Raw genomic sequence first — 15,881 nt, 5'->3', positions numbered from 1 at the left:
TCATGCCCGATATGGACAATTTGTATAATTGGATTCCCCCCAAGAGCTTACATGGATAAAATGAGAACTTTTGAAGAACGCTAACCTTTAGCTTGGTTCATCGGGTACCTTGTATCATTCTAATGGAAAGGGGCTGCTTCCCAGTGCAACAACGCTTGACCTTCAGGCACACGTACCGCTTTTGGATCAAAACATTACTTGCAGGTACTCTGCTTCTCCCATTCTTGCCTGTTGAAGTTTACGGTGAACCCGCCCAGGCCGCTCCCAAACCACAGGTTGCCGAGTTAAAACCCGCAGAAATTTTCGCTGCACGTCGCCATTTATATGAAACCATCGGTCAGATGACCCAGATTCCCTGGTACAGGCTTGCCGCCATTGATCAGTATGAACGTACGATTACCCGTGCACACCCGAAGGATCGCAAGCATCCGGAGCGGCTTACGGGTATCTTCATGACCCCTCCGGCCTGGAGAGGATGGCTAAATCCCGATGAGACGGATCAACATCCGGAATCCATTCTTTTTTTCAAAGGATATGGACGTGATGGTTCAGGAGACGGTATAGCGGATGCCAACAATGATCAGGATGTGCTGTACAGCATGGCTTCTGTTATTCAAGGTTACGGGAACAAACAAGAGGACTTCAACATTGCCTTGTGGGAATATTATCACAACTCCCGTGCTGTGCAACGGATACAGCAATTCGCGAAGTTATATGAGCATTTTGACAATCTGGATCTATTCGGACATGCCTTTCCGGTCCCGCTCGGAACCAACTACTCCTATCGCAGTACCTGGGGGACAAAAAGAAGCTGGGGCGGTTATCGCATTCATGAGGGAACAGATATTTTCGCTCCGCATGGCCTGCCTGTGCGCAGTACCTGTTACGGTGTCGTGGAGATCAAAGGCTGGAATCCGTTTGGTGGCTGGCGCATCGGAATCCGTGATTTGAACAATCATTATCACTATTACGCCCACCTTTCGGGTTTTGACAAAAGTGCACGCATCGGTGAAGTTGTGATCCCCGGTCAGGTCGTAGGTTGGGTTGGCAGTTCGGGTTACGGGAAACCTGGGACACAGGGCAAATTCCCTCCACATCTGCACTATGGGATCTATCGCGACAGCGGACTGCACGAATGGTCGTTTGATCCTTATCCACAGCTGAAACATTGGGAACAGGATGAACGCAAACAAAAGAGCAAGAAAAGCAAGTGAGACGAGGATATGCACGATCAGCAAAGCGAAAAAGGGACCTCTTTAATAGAGGCCCCTTTCTTTGCTTTGCAATTCAAATTTGTGTGTATCATGGGTGCGCGTCCTTATTGAGCTGCAATCCCCCATTCACATCAGGCAGATCATCCGGCTCAATTTCAAGTTCATTCCCTTGCAAATGGTCTGACGGCGTCTGTTGCTGATTCTGGCTAGGGGGATTCGTAGTTACTCCATTACCGCTTGATACACCCGTATGACCTGATGGCAGCGCAATAGCTGGGGCATTACTACCGTTACTGCCCACTGGCTTGCCCTGATTATCGTAATAATACATTGGCACATCCCCGACAACCAAAAGGTAGGAAATCGGAATTTCCGTATCAACCGTTTCGGGTTCCATGTCGAAGGGCACCACGACCGCGACCTCAGCAATGATGTGAATGTACACTTCCACCAAAATCATGTTAATACCCGCATTCTGTTGACGGGTGTTCAGGTCCACTTTGACAGCTCCTTGGGGCTCAATACGAACCGGTATACTCGGGCCAAATGAAGCCAACACCGGACTGCCCAGCGCCTGCCCCAGCGGGATTTTTTCTTTTAACATGTGTACATTCTGCAGCGTGGATTGCACAATATTCATCGTACTTGCGGTGATTCGCATATGCTCATTGTAGTTCAGCATGAAACCGGACACTTTCCCGGCGGTATCCGTCTTCCAGTCAATCAGTCCTTCGTTGGTTTTGCCATCTGCAACCTGTGCTGTAATCGCCTTGTTGATCGCTTCAGTCGCAATCTGTTTCACTCTGATCTTGGCCAAGTGCATGATGGGGGGCTTCATCTTTTTATCCACATAAGCAAAGCCCTGCATCAAACAAAACGCGGTGACCAATAAAATGATCAACCACATTTTGCGTTTGCCGCTTGGCGGCTTACGGCGTCTCCGGCTTCGCCATTTTCTTCTCATCATCGAAGTGTCCCTCCCCTACGGGATGAGCTATAGGCTATATGTTAACCTTATGCACCGTTGTCCCGAAAAAGAAGGACAGTACATGGACACTGGATAGAAAGTAACAACAACATGAAAGGGACAAGTACTCCTCATTGGCTAAACTAACCTCGAATCGGAAACACATAAACAGATATAAAAAAAGCCTTTCGCCCGCAGATTACTCTGCAAGGCAAAAGGTTTTATGTTCAGACCACCCAAAGATTCAGGCCATGTCTATCCTTTTATTTCGGAACAGATTCCCAGTCTTTCAGGAAACGTTCAATCCCGCTGTCCGTCAGTGGGTGTTTCCAAAGTGTCGGCAAAAGCGAACCCGGAATGGTGGCGATATGCGCACCGGAAAGGGCTGCATCCTCTACATGTTTGATATTGCGAATGCTTGCTGCGATAATCTCGGAAGGTAGATCATACATGTCCAGAATAAGACGCAGATCACGAATCAATTTCATACCATCCACCGCAATATCATCCAAGCGACCAACGAATGGACTGATGTAGGTTGCACCGGCTTTCGCCGCCATCAGGCCCTGTGCTGCGGAGAAAATCAGCGTTACATTGGTTTTGATTCCTTTTTGAGTTAACTCATGACAAGCGTACAGCCCATCTTCGGTCATCGGCAATTTAATGACTACATTCGGTGCCCATTCTGCAATTTCATAAGCTTCCTTCAACATATCCTCGGCTTTGAGACCGATGACTTCAGCACTGACCGGACCTTTAACAACGCCACAGATCTCCTGAATGACTTCTTTAAATACGCGACCTTCTTTGGCTATCAAAGACGGGTTAGTCGTGACTCCATCCACCAGACCCAGACGTTCGATCCGTTTGATTTCTTCCACATTCCCTGTATCCAAGAAAAATTTCATGATATGTTACCTCCACTTGATGAATTCGTAAACACGATATAAGTCATTACCCGATTCTCATCATATGTTAACAGTTATATATAAAATTAATTTTTCTCCACAGCGTGACCGCCAAATTCATTACGCAATGCTGCTACCACTTTACCTGTGAATGTGTCTGTCTCCAGGGAACGGTAACGCATCAGCAAGGACAACGCGATAACCGGTGTAGCGGTTTGAAGGTCAAATGCCGTTTCTACCGTCCAACGTCCTTCACCGGAAGAGTGCATTACGCCTTTAATCTCATCGAGGTTTGCATCTTTGGAGAAGGCACGTTCTGTCAGCTCCATCAACCAAGAGCGGATAACGGAACCGTTGTTCCATACGCGAGCCACTTGTTCGAAGTCGAAATCAAATCCACTTTTCTCCAATACGTCAAAACCTTCACCGATGGATGCCATCATACCGTACTCGATACCATTGTGAACCATTTTGAGGAAGTGACCGCTGCCCGCTTTACCAGCATACAGGTAGCCATTCTCCACGGAAGTATCTTTGAATGCCGGTTCAACGATGGCCCAAGCTTCCGGGTCTCCACCGATCATATAACATGCTCCATTACGTGCGCCTTCCATACCGCCAGATGTACCTGCATCCATGTAGTGAATGCCTTTAGGTTTCATCTCTTCGTAGCGACGGATGGATTCTTTGTAGTGGGAGTTACCCGCTTCAATAATGATGTCGCCTTTGGACAACAATGGGCTAACTTCAGCCAGCACAGCGTCTACCACGTTGTGGGGAACCATGATCCACAATACACGTGGGGATTCGAGCGAAGCCACCATCTCTGCGTAAGAAGATACGCCTTCAGCGCCGTATTCTTTCATTTCATTTACTGCTTCAGCGTTCAGGTCAAAAGCAACCACTTCGTGTTTGTGATCAATCAGGTTTCTACCCAGGTTCAATCCCATTTTTCCTAATCCGACAAGTCCAAGTTTCATTTCAAAATCCTCCTGTTATGAACAATGTTTAAATTTCATTTTGTTGCAGAGCGCCAGACTACATTGCCGTTTCGCAGCAACCGTTCCGGTTACGGCTCGTTCTTTCGATCGCTGTTGTATCCAAATTTCTTTTCATCAACCTTTAAATTGATGAAATTTGGATACAAAGGCGAACGCTTTGCTTCTACAGAATCGATTTCGTACCCTACACTACATCGCTACTTAGGCAAAAAATTCAGTGCGTCCGCTAATCTATATTCAAAAATTTTCACGGCCTTCCGGCAAACATAACCGGAAGGGCTTATGCAAAATTGGAACGGTATAATTCACAATAGATACTGTATATATCAGCATTTTGCACATTCGATCCAACTTGCTCCTGAGTACAAGCTCTAGGGGAATAAAACATTTCGTTCTATATCCTGTTGACTTGAAAAGGTTTGTTTGGATTTGTGCAAATGATTATTTGTGAGCAGAACAGATTGTACTGTTGTATTTACTATCGTGTTCTCTTATGCTCACTCTTTCGTTTCACTTACCACCAACGGTAACCGTCTGCTGCGGTCAGACGATCTGCTGACTCTGGTCCATGTGAACCTGCACTGTACGTATCCAATGGCACGCTGCCTGCTTCGAATGCTTCCTGAATCGGTTGCACCCATTGCCATGCCAGCTCCACTTCGTTCCAGTGAGCAAAGAAGGTGGAATCTCCACGCATCGCATCAAAGATCAGATTCTCGTAAGCTTCAGGGATGTTACGTTTACCTGAGTTGAAGGTCATATGCATTGGTTCCACTTCACCATGGTTCAATGGATTCTTCGCATTTAATTGAAGCGAGATGCTTTCTCCCGGACCAATTTCAATCGTCAGCAGGTTAGGTTCCGTTGTATTTTCGGATTCATGACCGGTCTTCAGTGGTGCCTTGAACTCAACAACGATTCGGGTGGATTTCTCAGCCAGGCGTTTACCTGTACGGATATAAAATGGAACCTCACTCCAGAACGGATCATCGATCCACAGTCTTGCGGCAACATACGTCTCGTTCTGAGATCCGGCTGGAATGCCAGGCTCGTCCAAATATCCAACAACCGAGGAACCTTGCAGCTCACCTGCTGCATATTGCGCACGAACAACTTCAGAAGCGATATTTTCTTTTGTCAACGGACGAAGTGCTTCAGCAATTTTTTGCTTTTTGAATTGAATTTCTTCCGGTGTGCAGCGTTTTGGCAAATGCAAACCAATCATCATCAGCAACTGAAGCATATGGTTTTGGAACATGTCACGAAGGGCACCACTCTGGTCGTAATACGCGGCACGTTCTTCAACACCCACCGTCTCACTTGCCGTAATCTGTACATTGGCAATATAACGGTTAGACCACAACGCCTGAATCACCGGATTTGCATAGGTGAGCGTCTCAATATTTTGAACCATCGGTTTACCGAGGAAATGGTCAATGCGATAGATTTCTTCTTCCGCAAAGGTATTGCTCAGTTTTTCGTTCAAATCACGAGCTGATTGCAGGTCGTGTCCAAATGGTTTTTCGATAATCAGTTTCTTCCAGCCTTTGGTGTTACCCAGGCCACTTTCTTGAATGTTCAGTGCGATTGGCTCAAAGAATTCCGGTGCCACCGACATGTAGAACATGCGGTTTTCAGGAATGTTAAGCTCTTGTTCACGCTGTTGAACCAGTTCCAACAGTTTGGTGTAATCTTCAAGCTTCGTATTATTTAAAGAACAATAACGGAAAGCTCCAATGAAATCACGAACTTGTGATTCTTCTTCCGGCGTCTGACGTGAGAATTCATGCAGTGACTTTTCAACATTCGCCTGGAACTCCGTATCCGACAATTCACGTCGTCCCAATCCGATAACGGAGAAGGATTTCTGCATTTTCTGATCCATGTACAAGTTATATAATGCAGGGTAAATCTTGCGTTTGGCTAAATCGCCTGTTGCCCCGAACAGGACAAATGTCATTGCATCCATTGGAGTGCCTCCTGTGATCTGTGCAGTATAGTATATGATGTTGCAAAATGTTCAAATCCAAGCATGACAAAAGACGGAATAAGTGGGTATGGTCCCCGCCTTGCCTCCGTTTATATAACGCACCTGAATTCAACCATGGAACATTCCTTCTCTCCACAACCTGTGTTTAGGTTATAAATTGTAACCATTTGAATTAACGTTACCCATATTACACCTGTCGTCACAATTCGTCAACAATCGTGTCGAACCTGTGAACTCCAGTGTTTATAGGGTTTTTATTTGATGATAACGCTTTATGTGGTAACATTAAGAACAATTGGTATGTGACATTTTACACATATGGCCTGTGGACAAGTAGGTTACAATAAGTATACTAATGATATTACAAGCAATACTAAATCAAAGGAGTACAATCATGAGCGATGATGAGAATGCCAAGCAAATATGTACAAAAGTGGAACAATCTTATCAGATCATTGGCCGAAAATGGGTAGCCCTCATTATCCATGCGTTGATGGAGGAACCCAAACGCTTCAGTGAGATTCACGCTTATATCCCTGACTTGAGCAAACGTGTGTTAAATGAGCGAATGAAGGAACTGGAGGAAGAAGGACTAGTGGTTCGCCATGTGGTCACGGAACGTCCAGTTCGGACTGAATATATGTTGTCACGAAAAGGAACGGAACTGGGGAGAGCGCTAAGCTCCGTGGAACGTTGGGCTGATAAGTGGTTGTAACAGCTTGAGGAGTCCTTAATGTTTATTTAGCTTGAAGGTTACCGATGTGCAATCCCGGAGGTGGAGTATCTCATTTAGCAACTGGCTAGTGCAATCCACAGCCGGGATTTATTTACTTCAAACGGTAAATACTAATTGTGTATATAGAGACGTAATAACGCTATTATTTTGCAAACTAAAATAATGCTTGCTGCTCCGTTCAAACTGTTGCCGATAATACAACGGGCTCGTCCCGGCAGATTTGTGAAATAACTGGATGAAATACATCCGTTCGGAAATCTGGCACGTCTGCCAATCTCCTCCACCGAAAATGTTATTATATATCAAGGCGTAAGTAGTCCTGCTTCAACCTTTGAGCTGTGACGTAATCCGTAATGTTGCTACCTGTCTCTTGATGAAAAATGCAGGAAGCATACGATTTGGACAGGTGAACATCTGCCGCCATCTTGCCCAATCTGATCTCATAATCCAAATGCTTTCCAATCCACCACATCATCTTCTCCAAGTGTCTCAAATGACGTGAATCCGCTACTGTGAGAGCGCTACATTTGCACCCTCTTTCTGTTGAACCAACACGCTCAAAAGCTGAAGCTAAACAGCACTGATTCTGCCTATTCTCCCTCACACGACTACGAGACTGATTGTAGCTCTCATTGATCCAATCCCTGACTATGGAGATTATGATCTTGAAGCGAATACGAGTTACATGGATGGAAAAACCAAGTGTATTGATTTTTTATGGTGATGTAGGTGTAATCGACCTAGTACAAAAAAAGATGCCCATCCTCACTTATGTGAGGGGCATCCTTTTCACGGAAAACACTACGAATCCAACTTGCTCCCGAGTGTAATACTCGAATCCTCGAAGTTGTCCACCGTCGTCTTTTTTTCATAAAAGTGTACGGCATGTTGCATAATTCCTTCTCTTGTGTAAAACGCGTCTTCCGCTCCTAGTGGAAAAACAACCTTTTCTCCCGTACTTGCCGACTTATAGATACCCACAATCAGTTCAAGCGTATTCCGACCGCTTTGACCATCCACCAGAAGGGGAGATCCTGTCTCAATAGCATTTAACACATTCTCAACTTGCCCAGCGTGACCGACATGAGTAACATCCGGTAATTCGTCAGCGAGCTTCTGAATCTGGTGTTCCAACTCTCGATTTGGTTCCGGAAATCCGTTATTCCGCGCGGTGGAAGCAACCACTTTCCAAGGTGCAGATACCCGGGCTTCTTTGCCCTGAAAAATTAACTGTTGCTCCTCTCCGTGATGTACGACGGAACTGGTAATCATGCCAAGCGCCCCTTCCTGGAAGCGAAGCATCGCCATGGATATATCCTCAACTTCGGCATTATCATGTGCCGTATTTGCCATCATCGCCTGTAGTTCCACTGGAGGTCCCATCATCCAGAGCATGGCATCAATATGATGCACCGCATGATTAAGGGTACAGCCTCCGCCTTCTTTTTCCCATGTCCCGCGCCACCACAGATCATAATAATTGTGGCCCCGCCACCAGAACGAATCAACCTGCACATGTACAATCGGTCCCATCCGTTTACTGTCCAGCACACCTTTTAACTTCATCATTGGTGTCGTAAAACGATTCTGTGCTACTACGGATAGCAACTTGCCACTTGCTTGCGCTGCTCTCAACATCAGATCCGCTTCCTCCAGGGAAGAAGCCATCGGTTTTTCGACCAACACATGTGCACCTGCTTGCATGAAATCACAAGCAATGGGAGCATGCTTATATGGCGGCGTACAAACTGATACCAGATCAATGTTTTGGGCGAGTAAATCTGTGTAATCTGTGACAGCTTGTGCACCTTCCAGACCATATTCATTAATTCGCTTCTGTGCTTTTTCCACGTAGATATCGACGACAGCAACAATCTGACATCGCTTAGGGAACGCCAAATATGCTGAGATATGTGCTCCACTAATTGCACCTGCTCCGATAATCGCCACTTTTAACATCGCTGCATACCTCCCTCATTCCCTTCACAATACACAATAATAAAGCGCTTTTATGCGTTCATCTTGTGCTAAAATAAAACTATCTTGCGCATGATAAGGGAGGCATTCATGAAGTCCATCTTTCTGGGAGAACAATTTAATCTGGTCTGTCGTCGTACATCCAACACTACGTCTCGCGAAGTGTTCCATGCTCATTCGCAGCTGGAGATAACCTATATTCACGAAGGATATGGGCAGTTGATAACCGAAGGCCAGGTTTCCTCCCTTGAACCCGGTATGCTCATGATTTTTCGACCTTTTCAATTGCACCACATCCAGATTCAAGTATCCAGACAGCAGCCTTTCATTCGAAATGTACTCATGGTTGAACTTGATCTACTGAAGGCACATTGGCCCCAATTTATCGTTACTTACGACTTCATACAGGATCTGCTGGAAGAGCAATCCCCCATTCAGCCCATCCGACTTGCTGCCACATCTCCACTCGTTCAACGAATGGAACAATATGCAGATACGTATCCAGATCTGCTTCCTCACGAAGTAGAGGAGGATACACGCCTCTTTTTATTGGATCTGCTCGCACAACTTCGCTACCTGTGGCAAGACGGGCAGCAACGCCGCTCCGAAGATGTACTCTCGTCCAGTGCGGTTCTTCACCCTCATGCCGAAGCCATCATGCAATGGATTGAACAGCATTACCATGAGCCTTTTCGTTTGGAGGATATCGCAGATACACTTCATCTGTCCCCCTATCATCTGTCTCATGTTTTCAAAAAAGCGACCGGAACCACAATCGTTGCTTATGCTCAAGCCACCCGCATTCGTCATGCCTGTGTGCTGCTCACCCGTTCCTCGCTCACCGTTCCCGAAATCGGTCACCGTGTTGGTATGACCAGCCCCTCCTACTTTTGCAAAGTATTCCGTACTGCCACAGGATCTACACCACATCAATATCGGCTGAAGGTGCAGGGGAGGAAGTAACAAAAGAGCGAGAGGAATTGGAGCTCCTCTCGCTGCTATAAACAAAAATACTATTTTAAATCTACATATATTGTATATCCACTTGTAAGGCTTAATTTAAATTGTCCAGGTTGTAAATCACTGGTATCGAATTCGAAAATTTCTCCTTCAAAACGTTGTGGAATAACTAATTTCATACCATGGCCATCAGTGACTTCCTTATCAAAATTTGCATATGAACCATAAGTATCCCTATAAACTAAATATGCTGTATCCCCACCATAATTAACTGTGAATTTAATTACAGTTCCTACTGGGACTTGAATAGTTGATTTAGTCGGATAATCTACAAAAACTGGACGAGTGAATGAAACAAATTTAGATGACGTGAATACATCGTTTCTGTACACGCTGTCTGTTGTTGAAACTGCACCTTCTAATATTCTAAAATAAGTACTTTTCCCTAAGTTCATCTGTTTAGGGTGTATTTTGATTTCATTGTATCTTATTGAAACCACATCTTCTGGATCCAGAGAAACGAATACAGGTGTTTGAGAGTTTGTAGATACCTGAATATGATCTCTTAGACTGCCAAGTTCGGATTCCATAATCATACGATTAAAAAAAATTGAGTACGTTTCTATGCTATCACTCCAGCTTCCCCTCATACTTGATCCGTTTTGAACTAAACGTTGATTTGGGCCATCCAATACTGTCACATATTGAGTTTGAGAACTCTTATCTTGTGAATCAAGAACGAAAATTCTAAGTTGTCCATATTTTGTGATTAGCGTTTCGGTTTGGATTTCAGTTCTCTCGTTTGCAACAATAGGAAGCTTCATAGCTGCGCCAGCATTAACTGCTTCTTCAAGGAGGATAAGATTACTTCCATCAATATTTTGAGTAGTCACATATGCATAACCACTTCGAGGACTGTATAAATATACTGATTCCGTTACTGTTATTGTGTTTGACTCTACACCGAGCAAGAAGAATGAACCACCCTCATAACTACCATATTCATTTCCCGGTAAAGGAGTAGTTGGTGTAGTTCCTCCGCCATTGCCCGTACCCGGATTTACAGGAGTTGTACTACCACCACTTCCTTCTGATGAACCTGAGGATGATCCTCCACTAGCTGATGGAGCAGGCGTAACTGGAGGTGTAACTGAAGTCACGGGTTTACTTGTCCCACCAATTTGTACTGTTGTATCGGCAGGTACACTCTCTCCCAAGTTAACCTTATTTGGTGCTGTCTCCATGGTCACGCCTACAGCGTTAACTGTAGCCTGCTCAATGGTTCCTGTCCCTAACATTCTTACAGCTGCATTAAGAATAGCTGATATAATTTTGGCTTCCTGATTAGTCTGAACCGTAGTTCCTGACGCAGAATCGTCAACGTTCAGTTGATTAATCGTACCCGATGGAATTTGAATGTTAATGCTTTTGGCAATCACATTAACCGTTTCAAAATTACCTTTAAGGTATACTCTTGATTTTTCCGGCAGTGCCTCGGACAATGTCAGTTTGTCGATCTTTGCCCCCATGTCAGACTCGATGTTGGCCGCCGTTTGAACAGTGATTTCCTGAACCTTTGTTTTTCCTGTTGCAACCAAACGCACAGTACCATCCTGTTTATTCACAATAACCGTCAACAGGACCGAATCTTCCAGATGTACGCTATTTTCACCGCCACCATATACATATGTTTTCCCCTGCACAGTTACGTTTTTGAGGAACACATCGCCATCACCGACCGCTTTACTAATGATCAAATCACCTGTAATATTCATATTCTGAAGTGTAACGCCTGATGTACCGATCACAACACTGCCAGATATCTCTTCCCTTTTTTCTGTAGATCCATAGGTTCCTTCTTGCCCATACCAACTGCCATATGTACTAAAAGCTCGATCCAAAATCTGTACTGCTTCAGCTCTAGTAATTGCCTTGTTCGGCATAAAATTGCCGTTACTGTAACCAACGATAATCTTTTTGTCAGCTGCTCCACTTACTGCTTCTTTACTCCAACTTTGGATATCCTTATCATCGGCAAAATTAGACTCCCCACTTCCCTGCAATTGCAGTATCCGTGAGATCGTAGCTGCTGCTTCTTGCCTTGTCACTGAACCAGTCGGCCGAAATGAGTGATCTGCATATCCTCGGATATATCCGGCTTGTACTCCTTTAGCAATATCTTGAGCATACCAACCCGATGATGTTACATCTGAAAAAGTAGTATTGCTTACCTCTTCATACTGGAAAATTCGGTTAATCATCGCGACCCACTCAGCACGCGTAACTTCTCCTTTGGGCAAAAACGTATTTCGTTCATTTCCTTGGACGATTCCACGGTCAGCCCACTTTTCAATTACTTCCTGAGCCCAGTTGCCCTCCACATCTTTGAAAGATTGTTGAGCTGTTTTTAAGGATGATTCATTCCCAATCCATCCGTCTTTGGTTACTTCAGCCTGTACTGATGTAGCCATTCCACTAAATAACAATACTCCTGATAAAAATAGACTTCCCCACTTTTTCACGTTTCAATTTCGCCTCCATTGGTTTTAATTCTATAGACCTACTACTTTAGTATCATAAGCCTCTTAAAAAGGTATCACAGAAATTTAAAACTAACAATATTTTCATTCATTTGTATACTTTATTTTTAATCCAATAAAAAAGATCTTCACTTAACTAAAAACATTTAAAGTACTTATTGTGTCTTTGTCATCAACCTCCTTTTTTTTTCATTTCTGCACATCGCAAAGAATAATCATAAACTCATGATTATCCTTTATTGCCTAACTCAACGCACATTGAGCTCCAACCGTTTCAAGTAGGGAATTAGGAGTCTCTCTAGATACCTTAAATCATCCTTCTGCTCCGCTGACAAGCGTTCCTCATGGATACTTCCATCCTTGTCCATCACCATAACTTTGTATTTTTTCATTTGTTCATAGACAGACTTGAACTCACGATATTGTTCCTTGGTGAATGTCTTCTCTGCCTGTTCCAACTGTTCCGTCCAAAATTGCTGCTCGTCCATCAGTTTTTTGGAGGACCCTACACTCACAGCTTCCAGCTTCTCAAAAAACGGTTCCAACTCAGCTACAAGAAGGTTATATCGTTCCTGCTCCACTGTACTCCACTGCTCTGGATGCATATTGCCCTGAGAATCGGCATACTTCACGGCCATTTGCCCTAATTGCTTCAGCAAGTCCATATATTGAACAAATTCTTCTTCGCTGAAATGGGCCTTGGCCGTCTGCAACTTTGCTTCCAACCTCATATAATCATCAGCTGTTCCCCCCATAGCTTTGATATTCTCCTGCGAACCATATATTCCGTCTGCGAGATAGGTGTATCCTGCGTAGGCTCCGGTGGGAATAACGAGCACAACAGCTAATAGCCCAGTGACCAGCCATTTTTTTCGATTTCTTCTGATGTGTGAATCATTTCGAATACCATCCATCATTTTATGTTTAATTCTCGCAGGAACGGACCAATCTTTGGTCTCTTCCTGGTAGGCTCTTAGCAACTGTTCATCGAGTTTCATGCAGATCCTCCACCTTCCCCCGCAATCTTGGATTCATCTTCTCTTTCTGTCTTAACTTCGCCAGCGCCGCATGTATGCGCGATTTTACGGTTCCAAGCGGAATCTCCAATATGCCAGCAATCTCCTCTTGCGTATATTCATTCAAATAATGAAGTGTAACCACCTGCTGCAGCTTGTACGGCAAACGGTGCACCTGTTCCAGCAGAGGGCGATTGGCCAGTTTGTTGACCAGATCAGTGGAAAAATCATATTCTAGTCCCACGTCAGATCTTTCGATCCGCTTGCCAAACCTAAACTGCATCAATCTTTTGCGTCGATAACTCTGAACCTGTCGCATCGTCACCCCCATCAACCAGGGACGAAAAGCACGCTCCGCATCATATCGCGCCAATGATCGATACGCCTGAATGTAAATCTCCTGTACTACATCCTCCGCATCAGACTTGTCCTTGATGAGAAATCGCACAGTTTGATATATCCTCGTCACTGTTTTCTCATATAATTCTCCATATGCTTCTTCATGCCCCGCCCGTATTAACGTTACAAGTTCTATGTACTCATCTTGTTCACTCATTATCCATTCCCCTCCTCCTTACACTATATATTGGCATGCCAGCATCATATCGTTCGATTTATTTATTGAATGAGTAGGTATGGCTGAATCTGACACAAAAAGGCCCTCTGGTGTTTATCATGATATAATATACCTAATTTTGATATAATTGGAGGTTCTGCATCTGAGTTATAAGATCCCCTTTGGTCTTTTGCTATTATCTTATTTCGATCATCGGATTGGTAATCGCCAGAAGCTACTTCGAGGCCTACGCCAAGGTATATAGACTTATTGGGATCTTGGTTATCTTATCGTCTCTTTTTCTTTCGAAAGCGGATATAAGGGAGAAACTTAGCAGGGGTGGTCACTACTGTAATGAAACTTTTCAGCAAATTGTACTCAGAATATCTCCTGATTCCACGACCTTTACGTTTGTTGTTTCTATGGGGATGGATTGTTTTGTTTTTTGTTGCTGGTACCAAATTCAGATGGTTCTACTTCCTACAATAAGCTGATTCAAAGAAGTCTGATCCCCAGGGACATCAAAAAAGAGCTGAGTCGTCATTATGACGTCTCGGCTCTTCTTTTATGCTCATCCTCTTCCTTGCAGATAAAGATATAGGTAATCAACTCGGGCTCGCTTATACGTTCCTTTTGAGACAAACTTTATTTGATATTCTGAAATTCATATCACTTGATCACCGCTCATGAATATGTCCACCTGTTCAAGTCTTGCCACTAAGTTGGCAAGGCTTTTTTCTCTTAAACATAAGTTGTTTGGCTTTGCTTATGTATTCTTTAGATTTTCTTCAGATTTATGCTCATTAATTCCTTAGTTTTTTTATTTAAGATTGCTATATCAACAAGAGAGGAGGCAAAACAATGATCAGTAATACGATCTTAGAGCTACTTCATCAGTATGGTTATCTGATTTTTTATTTTGCCTTCTCATTAGGGCCTTTCGGCATTCCAATTCCAAATGAAATCACGATTATCAGCGGTGCCATTTTGAGTCATACAGGAGTTATCAATTCATGGATCACATACTTCTGTATTTTATCAGGACTATTAACGGCCATTACCTTTGCTTATTTTGCAGGGAAGTTATTTGGAACCAAGATAAAACACAGATTTCAACATCATAAACACTTCGTCAAGGCTGAACTGATTCTGAATAAGAGTGGCAATTGGGCGATGTGCATCGGTTTGTTCATTCCAATCGTGCGGTATGTTCTCCCTTTGGTGATGGGACTCAGTGGCGTGCAGTATAGAAAATTTGCTCTTATCTCCTATTCCAGTGCTTTGTTATGGACCATAACGTATTTTACAGCGGGAATTTACTTCGGTGGCCCCATACTATCTACGCTTCATTTATTACATTTCTAACTGGTTTGAATAACATACCATCACATTATGGAGGATCCCCTATGAATTCCAATGAACCTGTTTTATTTTTGAAAAGTTTTCTGCAAAGCCCTAAACATGTCGGCAGTATCATACCCAGTTCCCGGTTTCTCGCCAGCAAAATGGTGAAGCAAGCCTCTTGGCTAGAGGCAAAAGCTGTCGCCGAGCTTGGATCGGGTACAGGTCCGATCACTCGCTATATTCATCAACAAGTACACGATTCCACCAAAGTCCTATTGTTTGAGATGAACGAAACGATGAGGAATACTCTTCAGACGGCATACCCGGAGTTCTCCTGTTATCCAGACGCCGCTCGATTGGTAGCATCCATGAATCAAGAGGGCGTTCAGCAACTGGATTACATTTTTAGCGGATTGCCGTTTTTCAACTTTGAACCTGAATTAAGAAATACGCTGGTAGACCAGATCTACAAGGCACTCAAACCTGGAGGATTATTCATCGCCTTTCAATATTCACTTCAAATGAAAAAAACATTATCCGAACACTTTATCATCGAAAAAATAGAATTCGTGCCTTTGAATATCCCACCTGCGTTCGTTTATGTCTGTCGCAAAAAGGAAACAATTTAAACATTCCAGACTATCGTTTACACTGATGTTATCCTAATTTTTA

14 protein-coding genes are annotated in these 15,881 nt (G+C 43.9%); 5 read left to right on the top strand and 9 right to left on the bottom strand.

Annotated features, from left to right (window positions below; translation table 11 throughout):
- Positions 1-143 precede the first annotated feature (143 nt).
- Positions 144-1,214 (top strand): M23 family metallopeptidase, encoded by a 1,071-nt coding sequence (locus tag MKY28_RS01055; RefSeq protein WP_036673292.1) that lies wholly within the window; start codon positions 144-146, stop codon positions 1,212-1,214.
- An 88-nt stretch (positions 1,215-1,302) separates the two neighbouring features.
- Here MKY28_RS01055 and yunB read toward each other — a convergent pair whose 3' ends face one another.
- The 4 genes from yunB to zwf all read right to left on the bottom strand — a co-directional run bounded on the left by yunB (position 1,303) and on the right by zwf (position 6,059).
- Positions 1,303-2,181, bottom strand: coding sequence for a sporulation protein YunB (gene yunB / locus MKY28_RS01050; protein ID WP_307542237.1), 879 nt, complete (start codon positions 2,179-2,181; stop codon positions 1,303-1,305).
- 263 nt (positions 2,182-2,444) lie between these two features.
- Entirely contained in the window at positions 2,445-3,089 is a 645-nt protein-coding gene (gene fsa / locus MKY28_RS01045; protein ID WP_036605718.1) for a fructose-6-phosphate aldolase, read from the bottom strand.
- A gap of 86 nt (positions 3,090-3,175) precedes the next feature.
- Entirely contained in the window at positions 3,176-4,069 is an 894-nt protein-coding gene (gene gnd, locus MKY28_RS01040; RefSeq protein WP_017692367.1) for a phosphogluconate dehydrogenase (NAD(+)-dependent, decarboxylating), read from the bottom strand.
- Between the two features lie 535 nt (positions 4,070-4,604).
- Complete coding sequence (gene zwf / locus MKY28_RS01035) at positions 4,605-6,059, bottom strand: glucose-6-phosphate dehydrogenase (RefSeq protein WP_340934454.1); 1,455 nt, start codon at positions 6,057-6,059, stop codon at positions 4,605-4,607.
- Positions 6,060-6,474: 415 nt separating this feature from the next.
- Here zwf and MKY28_RS01030 point away from each other — a divergent pair, with 415 nt between their 5' ends.
- Entirely contained in the window at positions 6,475-6,795 is a 321-nt protein-coding gene (locus MKY28_RS01030) for a winged helix-turn-helix transcriptional regulator (protein WP_340934452.1), read from the top strand.
- A 316-nt stretch (positions 6,796-7,111) separates the two neighbouring features.
- On the opposite strand, the gene MKY28_RS01025 is transcribed toward MKY28_RS01030, so the two are convergent.
- Together MKY28_RS01025 and MKY28_RS01020 are read right to left on the bottom strand one after the other, a co-directional pair.
- On the bottom strand, positions 7,112-7,309 hold the full coding sequence (locus tag MKY28_RS01025) for a hypothetical protein (RefSeq protein WP_340934448.1): 198 nt from the start codon (positions 7,307-7,309) through the stop codon (positions 7,112-7,114).
- 308 nt (positions 7,310-7,617) lie between these two features.
- A complete protein-coding gene (locus tag MKY28_RS01020; protein ID WP_340934445.1) occupies positions 7,618-8,775 on the bottom strand; it encodes a Gfo/Idh/MocA family protein in 1,158 nt (385 codons plus the stop codon).
- Between the two features lie 108 nt (positions 8,776-8,883).
- On the opposite strand from MKY28_RS01020, the gene MKY28_RS01015 reads away from it, so the two are divergent.
- Complete coding sequence (locus MKY28_RS01015; RefSeq protein WP_340934442.1) at positions 8,884-9,756, top strand: AraC family transcriptional regulator; 873 nt, start codon at positions 8,884-8,886, stop codon at positions 9,754-9,756.
- A gap of 50 nt (positions 9,757-9,806) precedes the next feature.
- Here MKY28_RS01015 and MKY28_RS01010 read toward each other — a convergent pair whose 3' ends face one another.
- The 3 genes from MKY28_RS01010 to MKY28_RS01000 all read right to left on the bottom strand — a co-directional run bounded on the left by MKY28_RS01010 (position 9,807) and on the right by MKY28_RS01000 (position 13,865).
- Positions 9,807-12,275 (bottom strand): S-layer homology domain-containing protein, encoded by a 2,469-nt coding sequence (locus tag MKY28_RS01010; RefSeq protein ID WP_340934440.1) that lies wholly within the window; start codon positions 12,273-12,275, stop codon positions 9,807-9,809.
- 266 nt (positions 12,276-12,541) lie between these two features.
- Positions 12,542-13,291 (bottom strand): DUF3600 domain-containing protein, encoded by a 750-nt coding sequence (locus MKY28_RS01005; protein WP_340934438.1) that lies wholly within the window; start codon positions 13,289-13,291, stop codon positions 12,542-12,544.
- Positions 13,278-13,865: a sigma-70 family RNA polymerase sigma factor gene (locus tag MKY28_RS01000; RefSeq protein ID WP_127548146.1), complete on the bottom strand. Its 588-nt coding sequence runs from the start codon at positions 13,863-13,865 to the stop codon at positions 13,278-13,280. The genes MKY28_RS01005 and MKY28_RS01000 overlap by 14 nt, the downstream gene beginning before the upstream one ends.
- Positions 13,866-14,726: 861 nt before the next feature.
- Between MKY28_RS01000 and MKY28_RS00995 the strand changes: the two genes are divergently transcribed.
- Complete coding sequence (locus tag MKY28_RS00995; protein ID WP_340934435.1) at positions 14,727-15,230, top strand: DedA family protein; 504 nt, start codon at positions 14,727-14,729, stop codon at positions 15,228-15,230.
- Positions 15,231-15,271: 41 nt separating this feature from the next.
- A complete protein-coding gene (locus MKY28_RS00990; RefSeq protein WP_340934432.1) occupies positions 15,272-15,838 on the top strand; it encodes a class I SAM-dependent methyltransferase in 567 nt (188 codons plus the stop codon).
- The last annotated feature ends 43 nt before the right edge of the window (positions 15,839-15,881 follow it).

Source organism: Paenibacillus sp. FSL R5-0473, from assembly GCF_038004565.1.
GTDB lineage: Bacteria > Bacillota > Bacilli > Paenibacillales > Paenibacillaceae > Paenibacillus > Paenibacillus amylolyticus.
The sequence above is the reverse complement of the archived record's forward strand: the minus strand, read 5'-3'. Positions and strand labels throughout refer to the sequence as shown.

What these genes read in the sequence shown, in the direction of transcription:
- yunB (WP_307542237.1), bottom strand. Translation starts at nt 2,181, where the DNA reads ATGATGAGAAGAAAATGGCGAAGCCGGAGACGCCGTAAGCCGCCAAGC.
- fsa (WP_036605718.1), bottom strand. Translation starts at nt 3,089, where the DNA reads ATGAAATTTTTCTTGGATACAGGGAATGTGGAAGAAATCAAACGGATC.
- gnd (WP_017692367.1), bottom strand. Translation starts at nt 4,069, where the DNA reads ATGAAACTTGGACTTGTCGGATTAGGAAAAATGGGATTGAACCTGGGT.
- zwf (WP_340934454.1), bottom strand. Translation starts at nt 6,059, where the DNA reads ATGGATGCAATGACATTTGTCCTGTTCGGGGCAACAGGCGATTTAGCC.
- MKY28_RS01030 (WP_340934452.1), top strand. Translation starts at nt 6,475, where the DNA reads ATGAGCGATGATGAGAATGCCAAGCAAATATGTACAAAAGTGGAACAA.
- MKY28_RS01020 (WP_340934445.1), bottom strand. Translation starts at nt 8,775, where the DNA reads ATGTTAAAAGTGGCGATTATCGGAGCAGGTGCAATTAGTGGAGCACAT.
- MKY28_RS01015 (WP_340934442.1), top strand. Translation starts at nt 8,884, where the DNA reads ATGAAGTCCATCTTTCTGGGAGAACAATTTAATCTGGTCTGTCGTCGT.
- MKY28_RS01005 (WP_340934438.1), bottom strand. Translation starts at nt 13,291, where the DNA reads ATGAAACTCGATGAACAGTTGCTAAGAGCCTACCAGGAAGAGACCAAA.
- MKY28_RS01000 (WP_127548146.1), bottom strand. Translation starts at nt 13,865, where the DNA reads ATGAGTGAACAAGATGAGTACATAGAACTTGTAACGTTAATACGGGCG.
- MKY28_RS00995 (WP_340934435.1), top strand. Translation starts at nt 14,727, where the DNA reads ATGATCAGTAATACGATCTTAGAGCTACTTCATCAGTATGGTTATCTG.
- MKY28_RS00990 (WP_340934432.1), top strand. Translation starts at nt 15,272, where the DNA reads ATGAATTCCAATGAACCTGTTTTATTTTTGAAAAGTTTTCTGCAAAGC.